Raw genomic sequence first — 15,406 nt, 5'->3', positions numbered from 1 at the left:
AGGCAGCCGTGCTCAGTCGTGCCGTTTGCGCCTCACGCCGGCGCCCAGCATGCCGATCAGCAGCAGGGTGAGGATGATTTCGGCCAGCGCCAGCCCGCGTTCGCCGGCGGCGCTCCACGCTTCGGCGACGCCGTGGCAGAAGTAGAACAGGCTGAGGATGCCGACCCACAGCAGCGCGCGGCGCACGTTCCGGATTGCCAGCAGCGGCAGCAGCAGCGGGACGGCGGCGATCGCCAGCACCAGCCAGGTCGGGAGGGTTTGCGGCGGGAACAGCCAGGCGTGCCAGACGAACTGCAGCACGGTCAGGGCAGCCCAGGCGAGCAGGCTGACGCGTTGTTCGGCCGGCAGGGCGGCGCGCGCGTTCATGCGCCGGCCGCCAGCTTGCGCGCGGTGTCGGCGAGCCGGCGGCCCAGCGCGCGGGCCAGTTCGCGTTCGTGCTCGCTGATCGGGTTGTCGCCCTTGGCGCCGGCGACATGGCTGGCGCCGTACGGCGTGCCGCCGCTCTGCGTGCTGGTCAGCGCCGGCTCGGTGTACGGCACGCCCAGCAGCAGCATGCCGTGGTGCAGCAGCGGCAGCGCCATCGAGAGCAGGGTGGATTCCTGGCCGCCATGCATGGTGCTGGTGGAGGTGAACAGTACGGCCGGTTTCCCCACCAGGGCGCCGCTGGCCCACTCGGCGCCGGTGGTGTCGAGGAAATGTTTCAGTGGCGCGGCCATGTTGCCGAAGCGGGTGGGGCTGCCCAGCGCCAGGCCGGCGCAGTCGAGCAGGTCCTGCTTGGTCGCATACGGCGCGCCGTCCTCGGGCTCCGGCGGCTGGGCAACCTCGGTCACCGGCGCCACCGGCGGCACCTGGCGCAGGCGCGCGTGCATGCCGGGCACTTCCTCGATGCCGCGGGCGATCAGCCGCGCGAGCTGCGCGGTATGGCCGCTGCGGCTGTAGTACAGGACTAGGATTTCTTGGCTCATGCGGCGCGGCTCACGTGTTTGGGGCATTCATCGGCGATGCGCTAGTGTACCGGCCGGTGCCGGTGATGTCGGCGGCGATGAAGGGATGCCGATGGTTCGGAGTTTCAATCGCGATCGCACGAAGAGCTTCAGCCGCTTCATCTGGCAACGCTTCGTCGACGACAAGTGCTTCGAGACGGCGGGCGCGCTGTCGTACACCACCCTGGTGTCGCTGGTGCCGCTGATGGTGGCGGTGTTCGCGATGTTCTCGGCGTTCCCGGTGTTCAAGCCGGCGCGCGACACGCTGATCGACTTCGTGTTCGACAACTTCGTGCCGGCCGCCGGCGAGGCGGTGCAGGCCACCATGCTGGGCTTCGCGGCGAACGCCAGCAAGCTCACCGGCATCAGCATCCTGGTGATGCTGTTCAGCGCGCTGTCGATGATGATCAGCATCGAGGACCGGCTGAACCGGATCTGGCGCGTGCACCAGCCGCGCAGCTGGAGTTCGCGGCTGCTGCTGTACTGGGCGGCGCTGACGCTGGGGCCGATCCTGGTGGTGGGCGGCATTGCGGTAACCTCCTACGTCACCGCCGCGCCGCTGATGCACAACGCCGCCGACCAGCTCGGCGGCGTTGCCCGGGGGCTGCTCGGCACGCTGCCGTTCCTGGTGACGTTCTTCACGCTGTGGCTGATGTACTCGGTGATCCCGAACTGCAAGGTGTCGCGCCGCGACGCGGCGATCGGCGCGCTGCTCGGCGCGGTACTGTTCGAGGTCGCGCGCTGGGGCTTCGGCCAGTTCGTGCAGCAGGCGCAGACTTACCAGCAGATCTACGGCGTGCTGGCGGCGATCCCGATCTTCCTGCTGTGGGTCTACCTGTCGTGGGTGATCGTGATCCTGGCCGCCTCGATCGCCGCGTCGGCCTCCGCGTTCGAGTACCACGAGCCGATGCAGACGCTGCCCGAGGGCTCCGAATTTCTCGGCCTGCTGGTGGTGCTGCGGCATTTCGTGGAGGCCCAGCGCGACGGCTGCTGCGTGGACCAGGCCGACCTGCGCGTTCGCGAGCCGTACCTGCGCAGTGCGCTGATCGCCGATTACTTCGACGACCTGCAGCGGGCCGACCTGATCCGGCGCGGCGAGTCCGGCGGCTGGCTGCTGTGTCGCAGCCTGGACAGCACCGACCTTATGCGCGTGTACCGGCACACCGGCTACCGGCTGCCGTTGCAGCCGATGGAGGAGGCGGCTGCGCTGGGCATCGCGCTGCCGCCGGAGCTGCTGGCGATGCTGGCGGAACTGGCCGTGGCGCTGCATGCCAAGCTGGGCGCCCGGCTCGACCAGATCTATCCACCGGCCGCCGACCCGGCGGCCGACATCGAGGAACTTCCCGCATGACCGTGTTGCATTCCGCTCTCTTCAAGTCGGCCACGCTTGGCCTGGCATTGGCGTTCGGCCTGTCGGCGCAGGCAGCCATGCCGGCGCAGCCGACGCTGCACGTCGCCACGCTGGACGGCAAGACGTTCGACCTGGCCGCGCAGCGCGGCAAGTGGGTGATCGTCAACTACTGGGCGACCTGGTGCGTGCCGTGCATCAAGGAGATGCCGGACATTTCGCGCTTCGTCGCCGCGCACAAGAACGTGGCGGCGATCGGGCTGGCCTACGAGGACAGCGAGCCGGCCGACATCAAGGCGTTCCTGGCCAAGCATCCGGTGGCGTACCCGATTGCCCAGGTCACCCTGGACCAGCCGCTGAAGGATTTCGACGAGCCGCGCGGCCTGCCCACCACGTACGTGATCGGCCCGGACGGCAAGGTGGCCAAACATATCGTGGGGCCGGTGACCGAGGCGTCGCTGGACGCGATCATCGGCCAGCCGTGATGGATACGCCGTGATGCCCACCGTGCGCTTCATCGTGGCTGGCCGGGTGCAGGGAGTGTGCTACCGCGCCAGCACCCGCGAGCAGGCGCTGGCGCTCGGCCTGGCCGGCCATGCGCGGAACCGGCGCGACGGCAGCGTCGAAGTGCTGGCCAGCGGATCGGACGAAGCCTTGGCCGCGCTGGAGCGCTGGCTGTGGCAGGGGCCGCCGGCGGCGCGCGTGGAGGCGGTGGCCCGCGAGGAACTGCCCGCGCAGGAACTGCGTGGCTTCCACACCGGCTAGAACGTATCGGGCACCCACAGCGCCTTGTCGGTGACGTGTTCGCTGCCGGGCCTGCCCTTGAGCTTCGGCAGCTTTACCGCGTCGACCGCTTCCTCGTGCACCGGCAGCTGTTGCAGCAGATGCCGGATCAGGTTGATCCGGCCGCGCTTCTGGTCGTTGAAGTCGACCACGAACCACGGCGCGTGGTTGCGATGCGTGCGCTCGATCATGACGTCGCGCAGCCGGCCCATCTCCGCATATTTCCGCCGCGCGACCAGGTCCACGGGCGACAGTTTCCAGTACTTCAGCGGGTTTTCGGCGCGCTCGGCGAAGCGCTGCTCCTGTTCGGCCTGGTCCACCGCCAGCCAGTACTTGATGAGGATGAGGCCGTCGTCGACGAGCAGCTTCTCGAAAGCCGGCACCGCGTCGAGGAACGCCTGGTACTGGGCCTCGCTGCAGAAACCCATCGCCGGCTCCACCACGGCGCGGTTGTACCAGCTGCGGTCGAACAGCACGAACTCGCCGGCGCTCGGCAGGTGGGCGACGTAGCGCTGGAAATACCACTGGGTGGCTTCGGTCTCGCTCGGTTTCGGCAGCGCCACGATGCGGTAGCCGCGGGTGTCCAGGCTTTCGGTGATGGCCTTGATGGCGCCGCCCTTGCCGGCAGCGTCGCGGCCTTCGAAGATCACCAGCAGCCGCTTGCCGCCGAGGCGCAGGCCCCGTTGCAGCCGCACCAGGTCGAACTGCAGTTCCTTCAGTGCCTTGCGGTAGCGCTTGTCCATGAGGGCCTCGGAGAGCTGGTCTTTTCGCCGTCATTCCGGCCTTCGCCGGAATGACGGCAGGATGCGGATGTCTCGCAGGCTAACTCGGCACTCCGTGATGGCGTTGTCAGGTGCTGCCGAGCGCCTGCAACTGGTCGGCCTGGTATTCGCGGGTCAGTGCATCGACCAGATCGCCGAGGTCGCCCTGCATGATTTCCGGCAGGCGGTACAGGGTGAGGTTGATCCGATGGTCGGTGATCCGGCCCTGCGGGAAATTGTAGGTGCGGATGCGCTGGCTGCGGTCGCCGGAGCCGACCTGCAGCCGGCGCTCCTGCGCCTGCGCCGCGTTCTGCTTGCTCTGCGCCTCGTCGAGCAGGCGTGCCTTCAGCAGGCCCATCGCACGGGCGCGGTTCTTGTGCTGGCTGCGCTCTTCCTGGCATTCCACCACGGTGCCGGTGGGCAGGTGGGTGATGCGGATCGCCGAGTCGGTCTTGTTGACGTGCTGGCCGCCGGCGCCGGAGGCGCGGAAGGTGTCGACCTTGAGGTCGGCCGGGTTGATCTCGATCTCGTCGATCTCGTCGAGTTCCGGCAGGATCGCCACGGTGGCCGCCGAAGTGTGGATGCGCCCCTGCGATTCGGTTTCCGGCACGCGCTGCACGCGGTGCGTGCCGGATTCGAACTTCAGGCGCGAGTAGGCGCCCTTGCCCTCGATGCGGGCCACGATCTCCTTGTAGCCGCCGTGCTCGCCGGCGTGTTCGCTGAGCACCTCGACGTGCCAGCGGCGGTTCTCGGCGTAGCGCAGGTACATGCGGAACAGGTCGCCGGCGAAGATCGCCGCCTCGTCGCCGCCGGTGCCGGCGCGCACCTCGAGGTACAGGTTGGCCTCGTCGCGCGGGTCCTTCGGCAGCAGCAGGAGCTGCAGCTCGTCGTCGAGGTCGAGCAGGCGCCGTTCCAGCCGGTGCACGTCGTCGGCGGCCATCTCGCGCAGCTCGGGGTCGTCCAGCATGGCGCGGGTCTCGGCCAGCTCGCGCTCGGCCTGGTCGTGCTCGCGCAGCGAGGCGGCGACCGGTTCGAGCTGGGCGTATTCCTGCGACAGCGTGCGGAAGCGCGTGTTGTCGGCCAGCATGTCGGGCTGCGACAGCAGCAGGCCGATTTCCTCATGGCGCTCGGCCAGGGCCTCGAGCTTGCGGCGGATCGATGGGGTCATGGGTGAGGCGTTTGCTTCTGTGTAGGTGCGCACCCTGTGCGCGATCGCTGGTCATGGATTGCCGCTGGGTGGTTCGCGCACAGGGTGCGCTCCTACGGTGCCTCGGAGTCGTCGTCCAGTCCGTACAGGCGGCCCGCCGCGTGCAGCAGGTCGAGGTCGCCGCTCAGCGCGGCTTCGCGCAGGCGTGCGCTGGGGTGGTGCAGCAGCTTGTTGGTCAGCGTGTTGGCGAGGAAGGCCAGGGCCTCGTCCGGCGACTTGCCGTTGGCCAGCATCGCGCGGGCCTTGCCCAGCACCTCGTCGCGATAGACCTCGGCGTGCTGGCGCATGTCCAGCGCCGGGTTCTTCAGGGTCAGCGCACGGCGCCAGGCCATGTAACGGTCCACCTGCAGGTCGATGATGGCTTCGGCGTCGTGCGCGGCGGCGGCGCGCGAGCGCAGGTTCTCGTCGATCACCTGGCGCAGGTCGTCGATGCCGTACAGGTACACGTCGGGCAGCTCGCCCACGCCGGCCTCGATGTCGCGCGGCACCGCGATGTCGACCATGAACATCGGCTTGCGCTTGCGCGCGGCCATCGCCTGCTCGACCATCGCGCGGGTCACGATCGGCAGCCGCGCGGCGGTGGAGGAGATCACGATGTCAGCCTCGGCCAGGTGCTGCGGCAGGTCGGCCAGTGCGATCGCGTAGCCGCCGTGGCGGCCGGCCAGTTCCTGCGCGGTTTCCGGCGTGCGGTTGGCCACGATCAGCCGGCGCACCTGCTTCTCGGCCAGGTGCCGCGCGGCCAGTTCGATGGTGTCGCCGGCGCCGATCAGCAGCACGCAGGCGTGCTTCAGGTCGGCGAACACCTGCTCGGCCAGGCGTACCGCGGTGAACGCGACCGAGACCGTATGCGCGCCGATGCGGGTGTCCGTGCGCACCCGCTTGGCCACCGCGAAGGTGTGCTGCAGCAGGCGGTCCATCGGCGCCTTCAGCGCTTGCGCCTCGCGCGCGAGCTGGTAGGCGTCCTTCACCTGGCCGAGGATCTGCGGCTCGCCCAGCACCATCGAGTCCAGCCCGGTGGCCACGCGGAACATGTGGCGCACCGCATCGTCTTCCTCGTGCCGGTACAGGAACTCATCCAGCTTGCCGGGGGTCAGATGGTGATGCCGGTTCAACCACGCCTGGGGGATGTCCTCCGCGCCTGCCGCGACGCCGACATACAGTTCGGTGCGGTTGCAGGTGGACAAGATCATCGCCTCTTCCACGCCTGGCTGGCGGGTCAGCTCGTGCAGGGCCTCGCCGGCGGCGTCCGCGTCGAACGCCACCTGTTCGCGCAGGCTGACCGGCGCGGTGAGGTGGTTGAGCCCGAGGGCGATCAGCGGCATGGTGGTCGGAACATCTCGGCGGCAGGGATCCGGCGGGGTAGGCTAAGCTTGACGCGTCGTCGCCGGATGGCGATCGGCGCCCGGAACAGGCATGTGGACGGAGAGTAGTGTGCGGAGCGGTGCAGGCAAGTTCAAGCAACTGCGGCATTTTACGGCACTGGCAGCGATGATGCTTGGTTTGGCGGCCTGTGCTGGCGCGCCACTGCGTTCCGCCCCGGAAACGGCCGCCGCGCCGCAACCGCTGGCGCGTGCGGTGGTGGCCACGCCGGACGCCGACCACGACGTGCTGGCGCAACTGCTGGCCGGCGAAATGGCGCTGACCCGCACCGACCTGAAGGCCGCGTCGGACTATTACGGCAAGGCGGCGGCACTGAGCAACGACCCCAGGGTGGCCGAACGCGCCGCCGGCCTGGCGGTCGCGGTGCATGACGGCGAGGCGGCCCGGCGCGCGCTGGATCGCTGGCAGGCGCTGGGTGCCGATCCTGCCGCCATCGCCCAGACGCGGGCCCAGCTGGCGCTCGACCAGGGGCAGGCTGACGAGGCGCAGCGCCAGCTGGAACTGCTGATCGGCACGGGCGACAAGGACGCCTGGCGCCAGTTCGGCCGCGTGCTGGTGGGCGCCCGCGACCAGGCCCAGGCGGCCCGCCTGCTGGAGCTGCTGGCCACGCCGCAGCGCCTGCCTGCCGACGCGCATGCCTGGCTGGCGATGAGCGAGCTGGGTGATCGCCTCGGTCGCCATGCGTACGCGATGCGGATCGCCGACGCCGCGATGCAGCGCTTCAGGAGCGCCGAGACCTACGCCTGGGCGGCGCAGATGAAGTTCAAGGACGGCGATCGCGACGGTGCCCGTGCGCTGCTGCAGAAGGCGCTGGCGAAGGCGCCGGGGGATCCCCACCTGCGCCTGGCCTATGCCGGCATGCTCAGCCAGGCCGGCGATTACGCCGGCGCCTCCCGGCTGCTGGCGCACGGTCCGCAGGATGCCAACACTTATGCCATGCGCGCGGGACTGGCGGCGCACGAGAAGGACGGCAAGGCGCTGGCCTCGCTGTACCGGGAGGTGCAGAAGGCCGCGCCGGCGGTGCGCGAAAGCAGCGCCTATCTGCTCGGCCAGCTGGCCGAGATGCAGCATCGCGAGGCCGAGGCGCTGGCCTGGTACGACCAGGTGAGCGACACCGACGAGCATGCCTTCGACGCCGACCTGCGCAGCGCGATGATCCTGCACACACAGGGCAAGCTGGCCGAGGCGCACCAACTGCTGGAACAGCTGCAGCTGACCTACCTCGACCAGCCCGAGCAACTGCGGCAGGCCTGGCAGGCCGATGCCGAGCTGTACCTGCGCGAACGGAACTACGTGAAGGCCGAGGCCGCGTTCAGCCATGCGTTGCAGATCGTGCCGGAGGACCCGGGCCTGCTGTACGGCCGCGGCCTGACCTACGCCGAGGCCGGCCAGGTCGACCAGGCGGTGCAGGATTTCCGCCACCTGCTGAAGGTCAAGCCGGGCGACGTCGATGCCAGCAACGCGCTGGGCTACACCCTGGCCGACGCGAATCGCGACCTGCCCGAGGCCGAGCGGCTGATCGGCGCCGCCCGCGCCGCCAAGCCGAACGACCCGGCGATCGCCGATTCCTGGGGCTGGCTGCAGTACCGCATGGGCAACCTGGACCAGGCCGCGCAGACCCTGCGCGGTGCCTGGCTGGCGCGCAAGGACGCCGACGTCGGCGTGCACCTGGGCGAAGTGCTGTGGAAGCAGGGCCATCGGCAGGATGCGCAGCGCATCTTCGACGAGGTGCACAAGCTCGATCCGCAGAACGGCGCGCTGCGGGAAACCCTGAAGCGGCTGCATCCATGAGGCGGCGACTGCGTCTCGCCGCCATCGCCCTGCCGCTGTTGCTGCTGAGCGCCTGCGCGCCGCCGGCGGTGCGCATGAAGGGCGACGCCGGCTTGCTGGACGCCCAACGGGCGCGCGAGCAGGCGCTGGCCCACGCCGACCACTGGGTGCTGCAGGGCCGGCTCGGCGTCTCCAACGGCAAGGACGGCGGCAGCGGCAGCTTCAGCTGGACCCAGGATGGCGAGCGCTATGAATTCGTGTTGCGCGGGCCGGCGATCAGCGGCACGAACTTCCGCCTCAGCGGCGGGCCGGACGGCGCCCTGCTGGAAGGCCTGGAGCGCGGGCCCCTGCAGGGGCCCGATGCCGAGGCGCTGATGCGCAAGGCGCTGGGCTGGGAAGTGCCGCTGCGCGACCTGCGCGCCTGGGTGCTCGGCCTGCGTGCGGACAGCGGTCCAGCGGAGCTCGAATTCGGCGGAAACCGGCTGCCCTCGCTGCTGCAGCAGGACGGCTGGGTGGTCGACTACCGCGAATGGGACGACGCCCGCCGGCCGCCGCTGCCGACCAAGGTGTTCGCCGGGAAACCGCCGTACAAGGTGAAACTGTCGATCGAGTCCTGGCAGTTCCGCTGATGGGTTAGGCTTTGCGCCCCGCTGGCCATTGCAGCAGCACCGGAACCCGCATGTCCGTGCCGATCGAACCCGCCGAGCCGAGCCAGGTCGATGCGCTGTGCGCGATCGAGCGCCGCGCCGTGCAGCTGTTTCGCGGCCATCCGGCATGGCCGAGCTACTCCGCCGTGTCGATCCCGCCGGAGCTGCTGCGGCAGGCGGTCTCCCGCGGCCTGGTCTGGGTGGCGCGGGGCGGGGCGGGCGAGCCGGTGGGTTTCGTCTGGCTCGATACCGAGCTGGTCGCCGGCGCCATCGGCATCGCCGAGATCGACGTGCTGCCGGAATACGGCCGGCGCGGCATCGGCGCGGCCCTGCTCGAGCACGCCTGCGCCTGGGCGCGCGCGGCCGGCTACCGCCGGGTCGACCTGGGCACCCTGGCTGACGTACCGTGGAACGCGCCGTTCTACGCAAGGCACGGTTTTGCCGTGGTCGACAAGAACGACCCGGCGTTCGCGCTCGCGCGCCGGCGCGATCGCGAGAACGGTTTTCCCGACGCCTTGCGAGTGTTCATGAGCCGGCCGCTGCCGCCGCCGGATGCCGGTGCGTGGACGATATGGCCGGCGCCGGCGAAGCTGAACCTGTTCCTGCGCGTCACCGGCCGGCGGCCGGACGGCTACCACGAGCTGCAGACGGTGTTCCGCCTGCTCGACTGGGGCGACGAGGTGCGCCTGCGGGTACGCGACGACGGCGTGATCCGGCGCACGAGCGGCGCGGCCGGCGTCCCCGAGGCTGCCGACCTGGTGGTTCGGGCGGCGCGACTGCTGCAGGAGCGCACGGGCACGCCGATGGGCGCCGACATCGCGGTGGACAAGCGCATCCCGATGGGCGGCGGGCTGGGCGGCGGCAGTTCCGACGCGGCCACCGTGCTGGTGGCGCTGAACCGGTTGTGGCGACTGGGCCTGGACGAGGATGCGCTGGCCGAAATGGGGCGCCGGCTCGGCGCCGACGTGCCGGTGTTCGTGCGCGGCCGTTCGGCCTGGGCCGAGGGTATCGGCGAACGGCTCACTCCGCTGGCGTTGCCGCGGCGCCATTACGTGGTGCTGGACCCGCATGAGCCGGTGCCGACCGCCGCGCTTTTTCAAGCCGCTGAATTGACACGAAATGCGCCGCGGGCGACAATTTCATCCTTTGCTTCCGGCGAAACGACGGAAAACGCCTTTGCGCCGGTGGTGCGCGCGCGGCACCCGCGGGTGGCCGCTGCGCTGGACTGGCTGGGCGGTTTCGGTCAGGCGCGGCTTTCCGGCAGCGGCGGTTGCGTGTTTCTGGAGGCGAGGTCATCCGATCGGGCAGCGGCGATTGCCGCGCAGTGTCCGGCGGCATTCACGGCGGTCGTCGCCACGGGTGTCGAGGTGTCGCCCCTGCATGATGCATTGGCGCGCCATCGCGGCGCGGATCGGTGGGTACAGACAGGCTGACGGCCAGGCCCGTCGATGCAGGCGGGCCGGGCATACACGAGCACAAGCGGACACAAATATCACTGGGGCGTCGCCAAGCTGGTTAAGGCACGGGATTTTGATTCCCGCATTCGCAGGTTCGAATCCTGCCGCCCCAGCCATTCCATGATGGCTTTGGTTTCGAGGTAATCACTGTGGACACGTCCACCCCGATGATGCTGTTTTCCGGTAACGCACATCGTGCCCTGGCCGACGATGTCGCCCATCGCCTGGGCGTGCCGCTGGGCAAGGCGCTGGTCGGCACGTTCAGCGACGGCGAGGCGCAGATCGAGATCGAGGAGAACGTGCGCCGCCAGGAAGTGTTCGTGATCCAGCCGACCGGTGCGCCGAGCGCGGTGAACCTGTTCGAGCTGCTGGCGCTGACCGATGCGCTGAAGCGCGCCTCGGCAGCCAGCGTCACCGCGGTGATGCCGTACTTCGGCTACGCCCGGCAGGACCGCCGGCCGCGCTCGGCGCGGGTGCCGATCACCGCCAAGCTGGCGGCCAGCATGATCGGCGCCGCCGGCGTCGACCGGGTGCTGACGGTCGACCTGCATGCCGACCAGATCCAGGGTTTCTTCGACATCCCGGTCGACAACGTGTACGCCTCGCCGGTGCTGCTGGCCGACATCTGGCGCAGCCACAGCATGGACGACCTGATCGTGGTGAGCCCGGACGTGGGCGGCGTGGTGCGTGCCCGCGCGATCGCCAAGCGGCTGGACGACGCCGAGCTGGCGATCATCGACAAGCGCCGGCCGCGCGCGAACGTGTCCACCGTGATGAACATCATCGGTGACGTGACCGGCAAGACCTGCGTGATGGTCGATGACATCGTCGACACCGCCGGCACCCTGTGCGCGGCCGCCGCGGCGCTGAAGGAGCGCGGCGCCCGCAAGGTGGTCGCCTACTGCGTGCACCCGGTGCTGTCCGGCGCGGCGATCAGCAACATCGAGGGCTCCCAGCTCGACCAGCTGGTGGTCACCAACACCTTGCCGCTGCGCCCGGAAGCCCTGGCCTGTGCCAAGATCCGCCAGCTCTCGGTCGCCGAGCTGCTGGCCGAAACCATTCGCCGCATCGCCTTCGGCGAGTCGGTGAGTTCGCTGTACGTGGATTAATTGAAATGTCCGCCCCGGATGGGCGGTCTTGATCTCAGCTTTTCGCGGCATGGATGCCGCGTGAAAGAAATCGAAATGTCCGCCCCGGATGGGCGGTTTGATGTTCAGCTTTTCGCGGCATGGATGCCGCGTGAAGTAACGATCTTCCCTGGTCGCGGGGAAGTCACCCAAGCCGCCGCGAGGCGGCAAACACAACCAAGGTAGCAACGAAATGTCCAAAACTCATGAAATCAAGGCGCAAAGCCGCAAGGACGAGGGGAAAGGTGCGAGCCGCCGCCTGCGTCATGCGAGCTTCGTGCCGGCCGTGGTGTACGGCGCCGGTCAGGCTCCCGAGAGCATCCAGATCGAGCACAACACCATCCTGCTCGCCGCCAAGAACGAGTGGTTCTTCTCCTCGGTGCTCGACCTGAACGTCGACGGCAAGGTGCAGAAGGTGCTGGTGCGCGACTGGCAGAAGCATCCGTTCAAGCAGCTGATGATGCACATGGACTTCCTGCGCGTGGACGAGAAGGCCGCGATCCGCGTCAGCGTGCCGCTGCACTTCCTGAACAAGGAAAAGTCCGCGGCGGCGAAGACCTCCGGCGTGGTGATCTCGCACAGCCTGACCGAAGTGGAGATCTCCTGCCTGCCGAAGGACCTGCCCGAGTTCATCGAGCTGGACCTGGCCGACCTGAAGCCCGGCGACATCATCCACCTGTCGCAGCTGAAGCTGCCGAAGAACGTCGAGCTGGTCGCCCTGCATGGCGGCGAAGGCCACGACACTGCGGTGGTCACGGCCAATACGGTGCAGGAAGAGGTCGAGGAAGCCCCGGCCGCCGAGGCTGCCGCGCCGGCTGCTCCGGCCGCTGCCGCTGCGCCGGCCAAGAAGGACGACAAGAAGTAAGCCGCGCCGGCCCGCGCTCCGCCGGAGCGCGGGCCGACACGGCTGCTTGTCCGCATGGCTGGTTTGCGACTCATCGTCGGGCTGGGCAATCCCGGTGCCGAATACCTCCGAACCCGGCACAACGCCGGGTTCTGGCTAGTTGACGCCCTCGCCAGCGCCCAGGGCGAGCGCTTCGCCTTCGACGGCAAGCTGCACGGCGAGGCCTGCCGCGTGCGCCTCGGCGGCGAACCGGTCTGGCTGCTGAAGCCGGCCACCTTCATGAACAAGAGCGGCATCGCCGTGGTCTCGGCGCTGCGCTATTACAAGATCGAGCCGGAGCAGTGCCTGGTCGCGCACGACGACCTGGACCTGCCGCCCGGCACCGTGCGCCTGAAGTTCGACGGCGGCCACGGCGGCCAGAACGGCCTGCGCGACATCATCGGCCATCTCGGCCACGGCAAGTTCCACCGGCTGCGCGTGGGCATAGGCCATCCCGGTCATCGCGACCAGGTCACGCCATGGGTACTGGGCCGGCCGTCGGCCACGGACGAGGACGCGATCCTCGACGGCATCGCCCGCGCGCTGGACGTGCTGCCGCTGGCGGTCGACGGCCAGTTCGACAAGGCGATGCAGCAGTTGCATACGAACAGCCGGGATTCGTGATTCGGGATTCGGGATTCGCCAAGAACTTGGCGATCCCGCTTTTCCGAATCCCGAATCCCCCTCACGAATCCCGGAGCAAACCATGGGCATCAAATGCGGCATCGTCGGCCTGCCCAACGTCGGCAAGTCCACCCTGTTCAACGCGCTGACCAAGGCCGGTATCGCCGCGGCGAACTTCCCGTTCTGCACGATCGAGCCGAACGTCGGCGTGGTGCCGGTGCCGGACCCGAGGCTGGACGCGCTGGCTGACATCGTCAATCCGCAGAAGGTGGTCCCGACCGCGGTGGAGTTCGTCGACATCGCCGGCCTGGTCGCCGGCGCGTCGAAGGGTGAGGGCCTGGGCAACAAGTTCCTGGCGCATATCCGTGAGGTGGACGCGATCGCCCACGTGGTGCGCTGTTTCGAGGGCGACGTGATCCACGTCGCCGGCAAGGTCGACCCGATCTCCGACATCGACACCATCGACACCGAGCTGGCGCTGGCCGACCTGGAGTCGGTGGAGAAAGCGCTGAACCGCGCCGAGCGTGCGGCCAAGGCGAACGACAAGGAGGCCATGGCGCGCAAGCCGGTGCTGCAGAAGCTGTCCGCCGCGCTCAACGACGGCCGCTCCGCGCGCAGCGCCGGCCTGGACGAGGAGGAGAGGGCGCTGGTGCGCGACCTGTTCCTGCTCACCCTGAAGCCGCTGATGTACATCGCCAACGTCGCCGACGACGGCTTCGAGAACAACCCGTTGCTGGACGCCGTGCGCGAACGTGCCGCCGGCGAGGGCGCCGAGGTGGTGCCGGTGTGCGCGGCGATCGAGGAGGAGCTGGCGCAGCTCGACGAGGCCGACCGCGACGAGTTCCTGAAGGACATGGGCCTGGACGAGCCGGGCCTGAACCGGGTGATCCGCGCCGGCTACAAGCTGCTCGACCTGCAGACCTATTTCACCGCCGGCGTGAAGGAAGTGCGCGCGTGGCAGGTGAAGCGCGGCGCCACCGCGCCGCAGGCGGCCGGGGTGATCCACACCGACTTCGAACGCGGCTTCATCCGCGCCGAGACGGTCGGCTACGACGACTTCATCCAGTACAAGGGCGAAGCCGGCGCGGCAGCAGCCGGCCGGCTGCGCAAGGAAGGCAAGGACTACATCGTCAAGGACGGCGACGTGCTGCACTTCCTGTTCAACGTCTGAGTGCCGTCGCCGCGACCGGTATCGGTGGCTTCGGAGCAGGGCGCAGGCGGCATCGGGCGGGGCCCGCCGCGGCCGTGCGGATAGCCTCCCAAGTCAGGGCATAATGCCAAGCTCGGAATCCCGTCGACAGGTGCCAGTCCATGCCCGGTAAACAGCAGGAAGTGACGTTCCGTTTCCTCGCCCAGCCCACCGACGTCAATTTCGGCGGCAAGGTGCACGGCGGCATGGCGATGAAGTGGATCGATCAGGCCGGCTACGCCTGCGCGGTGGGCTGGAGCGGGGCGTACTGCGTCACCGCTTCGGTCAGCGGCATCCAGTTCGTGGCGCCGATCCTGATCGGCGACCTGGTCACGGTGCGCGCGCGCCTGATCCACACCGGCACCAGCAGCATGCACATGGCAGTCGAGGTGCTGGCGCGCGATCTGCGCAAGGACGAACAGCGCCTGGCGACCAGCTGCGTGATGGTCTTCGTGGCGTTGGACAGCCCCGACGGCAAGCCGACCCCGGTGCCGCACTGGGAGCCGCGCAACGACGGCGAACGCCGGCTGCAGGTACAGGCGAAGAAGCTGCTGGAACTGTCCAAGGGCATGGAGCAGCTGGTCGACCTGCGGGCGGTCCCGTCGGACTGACACCGCCGCGGAAAATCGCATTTCTCATGCGGAATTGGCGCCGCGAGGTGTTGACAGTTCGGGGTCCGATCCACACAATACGCGTTCTTTGTTGGAGGGATACCCAAGCGGCCAACGGGGGCAGACTGTAAATCTGCTGGCTTACGCCTTCGGTGGTTCGAATCCACCTCCCTCCACCACGACGAGCTCCACGCAGGCGGGAGTAGTTCAATGGTAGAACCTCAGCCTTCCAAGCTGATGGTGCGGGTTCGATTCCCGTCTCCCGCTCCATTGCGCTATTTCAGGCCGCCTTCCATGGCGGCAAAAAGAAACGGCCCTGTCCTCGTCGCGGGTTGTTGAAAATTTGAAGAGTCTTGCAGGGACGCAAGTTTGTTCTTCGCCGTCATGGAGGACGGCTGAAATACACGCTCATGTAGCTCAGTCGGTAGAGCACTTCCTTGGTAAGGAAGAGGTCACAGGTTCGATTCCTGTCATGAGCACCACTTCATTGGCCGTCATGGCCAGCCCCGAAACGGGCGGGTTTCTTCAATTCATTGACTCCATCGGGGTTTAGCGCGCTATGGCAAAGGGTAAATTCGAACGCACCAAGCCGCACGTGAACGTCGGCACGATTGGTCACGTGGATCACGGCAAGAC

16 protein-coding genes and 4 tRNA genes are annotated in these 15,406 nt (G+C 68.6%); 15 read left to right on the top strand and 5 right to left on the bottom strand.

Features of this window, described 5'->3' with window-relative positions; translation table 11 throughout:
- Positions 1–12 precede the first annotated feature (12 nt).
- Positions 13–366 (bottom strand): DUF2069 domain-containing protein, encoded by a 354-nt coding sequence (locus AC3WRN_RS16145; protein ID WP_068095097.1) that lies wholly within the window; start codon positions 364–366, stop codon positions 13–15.
- Positions 363–965 (bottom strand): NAD(P)H:quinone oxidoreductase, encoded by a 603-nt coding sequence (wrbA, locus tag AC3WRN_RS16140; RefSeq protein ID WP_068095100.1) that lies wholly within the window; start codon positions 963–965, stop codon positions 363–365. Before wrbA ends, AC3WRN_RS16145 begins: the two co-directional genes overlap by 4 nt.
- 91 nt (positions 966–1,056) lie before the next feature.
- Here wrbA and AC3WRN_RS16135 point away from each other — a divergent pair, with 91 nt between their 5' ends.
- The 3 genes from AC3WRN_RS16135 to AC3WRN_RS16125 are packed head-to-tail and all read left to right on the top strand — an operon-like array spanning position 1,057 to position 3,096.
- Positions 1,057–2,334, top strand: a complete 1,278-nt coding sequence (locus tag AC3WRN_RS16135; protein WP_068095140.1) for a YihY family inner membrane protein — start codon at positions 1,057–1,059, stop codon at positions 2,332–2,334.
- Positions 2,331–2,816, top strand: a complete 486-nt coding sequence (locus AC3WRN_RS16130; protein ID WP_068095103.1) for a TlpA family protein disulfide reductase — start codon at positions 2,331–2,333, stop codon at positions 2,814–2,816. Before AC3WRN_RS16135 ends, AC3WRN_RS16130 begins: the two co-directional genes overlap by 4 nt.
- Before the next feature lie 13 nt (positions 2,817–2,829).
- Positions 2,830–3,096 (top strand): acylphosphatase, encoded by a 267-nt coding sequence (locus AC3WRN_RS16125; protein ID WP_492623739.1) that lies wholly within the window; start codon positions 2,830–2,832, stop codon positions 3,094–3,096.
- Here the strand turns inward: AC3WRN_RS16125 and ppk2 are convergent.
- The 3 genes from ppk2 to hemA all read right to left on the bottom strand — a co-directional run bounded on the left by ppk2 (position 3,093) and on the right by hemA (position 6,404).
- Positions 3,093–3,857: a polyphosphate kinase 2 gene (gene ppk2 / locus AC3WRN_RS16120; RefSeq protein WP_068095108.1), complete on the bottom strand. Its 765-nt coding sequence runs from the start codon at positions 3,855–3,857 to the stop codon at positions 3,093–3,095. The genes AC3WRN_RS16125 and ppk2 overlap by 4 nt on opposite strands.
- A gap of 106 nt (positions 3,858–3,963) precedes the next feature.
- A complete protein-coding gene (gene prfA / locus AC3WRN_RS16115) occupies positions 3,964–5,043 on the bottom strand; it encodes a peptide chain release factor 1 (protein ID WP_492623738.1) in 1,080 nt (359 codons plus the stop codon).
- 92 nt (positions 5,044–5,135) lie between these two features.
- Positions 5,136–6,404, bottom strand: a complete 1,269-nt coding sequence (gene hemA / locus AC3WRN_RS16110; RefSeq protein ID WP_068095114.1) for a glutamyl-tRNA reductase — start codon at positions 6,402–6,404, stop codon at positions 5,136–5,138.
- Between the two features lie 166 nt (positions 6,405–6,570).
- Here hemA and AC3WRN_RS16105 point away from each other — a divergent pair, with 166 nt between their 5' ends.
- From AC3WRN_RS16105 to AC3WRN_RS16050, 12 genes are all read left to right on the top strand, one after another.
- A complete protein-coding gene (locus AC3WRN_RS16105) occupies positions 6,571–8,253 on the top strand; it encodes a tetratricopeptide repeat protein (RefSeq protein WP_492623737.1) in 1,683 nt (560 codons plus the stop codon).
- The gene (gene lolB, locus AC3WRN_RS16100) at positions 8,250–8,861 is read left to right on the top strand and encodes a lipoprotein insertase outer membrane protein LolB (RefSeq protein ID WP_068095120.1); all 612 of its coding nucleotides are present in this window, start codon (positions 8,250–8,252) and stop codon (positions 8,859–8,861) included. Before AC3WRN_RS16105 ends, lolB begins: the two co-directional genes overlap by 4 nt.
- A gap of 50 nt (positions 8,862–8,911) precedes the next feature.
- The gene (gene ispE, locus AC3WRN_RS16095) at positions 8,912–10,312 is read left to right on the top strand and encodes a 4-(cytidine 5'-diphospho)-2-C-methyl-D-erythritol kinase (RefSeq protein WP_492623736.1); all 1,401 of its coding nucleotides are present in this window, start codon (positions 8,912–8,914) and stop codon (positions 10,310–10,312) included.
- Between the two features lie 63 nt (positions 10,313–10,375).
- A tRNA-Gln gene (locus AC3WRN_RS16090) sits at positions 10,376–10,452 on the top strand.
- Between the two features lie 51 nt (positions 10,453–10,503).
- Complete coding sequence (locus tag AC3WRN_RS16085) at positions 10,504–11,445, top strand: ribose-phosphate diphosphokinase (protein ID WP_492623750.1); 942 nt, start codon at positions 10,504–10,506, stop codon at positions 11,443–11,445.
- A gap of 211 nt (positions 11,446–11,656) precedes the next feature.
- Positions 11,657–12,328: a 50S ribosomal protein L25/general stress protein Ctc gene (locus AC3WRN_RS16080; protein WP_492623735.1), complete on the top strand. Its 672-nt coding sequence runs from the start codon at positions 11,657–11,659 to the stop codon at positions 12,326–12,328.
- Positions 12,329–12,382: 54 nt separating this feature from the next.
- Positions 12,383–12,970 carry an aminoacyl-tRNA hydrolase gene (gene pth / locus AC3WRN_RS16075; RefSeq protein ID WP_492623734.1) on the top strand — a complete coding sequence of 196 codons (588 nt, stop codon included), beginning with the start codon at positions 12,383–12,385 and terminating at the stop codon, positions 12,968–12,970.
- Positions 12,971–13,052: 82 nt separating this feature from the next.
- Complete coding sequence (gene ychF / locus AC3WRN_RS16070) at positions 13,053–14,141, top strand: redox-regulated ATPase YchF (protein ID WP_492623733.1); 1,089 nt, start codon at positions 13,053–13,055, stop codon at positions 14,139–14,141.
- Positions 14,142–14,281: 140 nt separating this feature from the next.
- A complete protein-coding gene (locus AC3WRN_RS16065; protein WP_068095137.1) occupies positions 14,282–14,770 on the top strand; it encodes an acyl-CoA thioesterase in 489 nt (162 codons plus the stop codon).
- Between the two features lie 93 nt (positions 14,771–14,863).
- Positions 14,864–14,949, top strand: a tRNA-Tyr gene (locus tag AC3WRN_RS16060).
- A 17-nt stretch (positions 14,950–14,966) separates the two neighbouring features.
- A tRNA-Gly gene (locus AC3WRN_RS16055) sits at positions 14,967–15,040 on the top strand.
- A 136-nt stretch (positions 15,041–15,176) separates the two neighbouring features.
- Positions 15,177–15,252, top strand: a tRNA-Thr gene (locus AC3WRN_RS16050).
- The last annotated feature ends 154 nt before the right edge of the window (positions 15,253–15,406 follow it).

The sequence above is a fragment of the Rhodanobacter sp. FW101-FHT13A11 genome (genome assembly GCF_058790335.1).
This window is presented reverse-complemented; position numbering and strand designations above follow the sequence as displayed.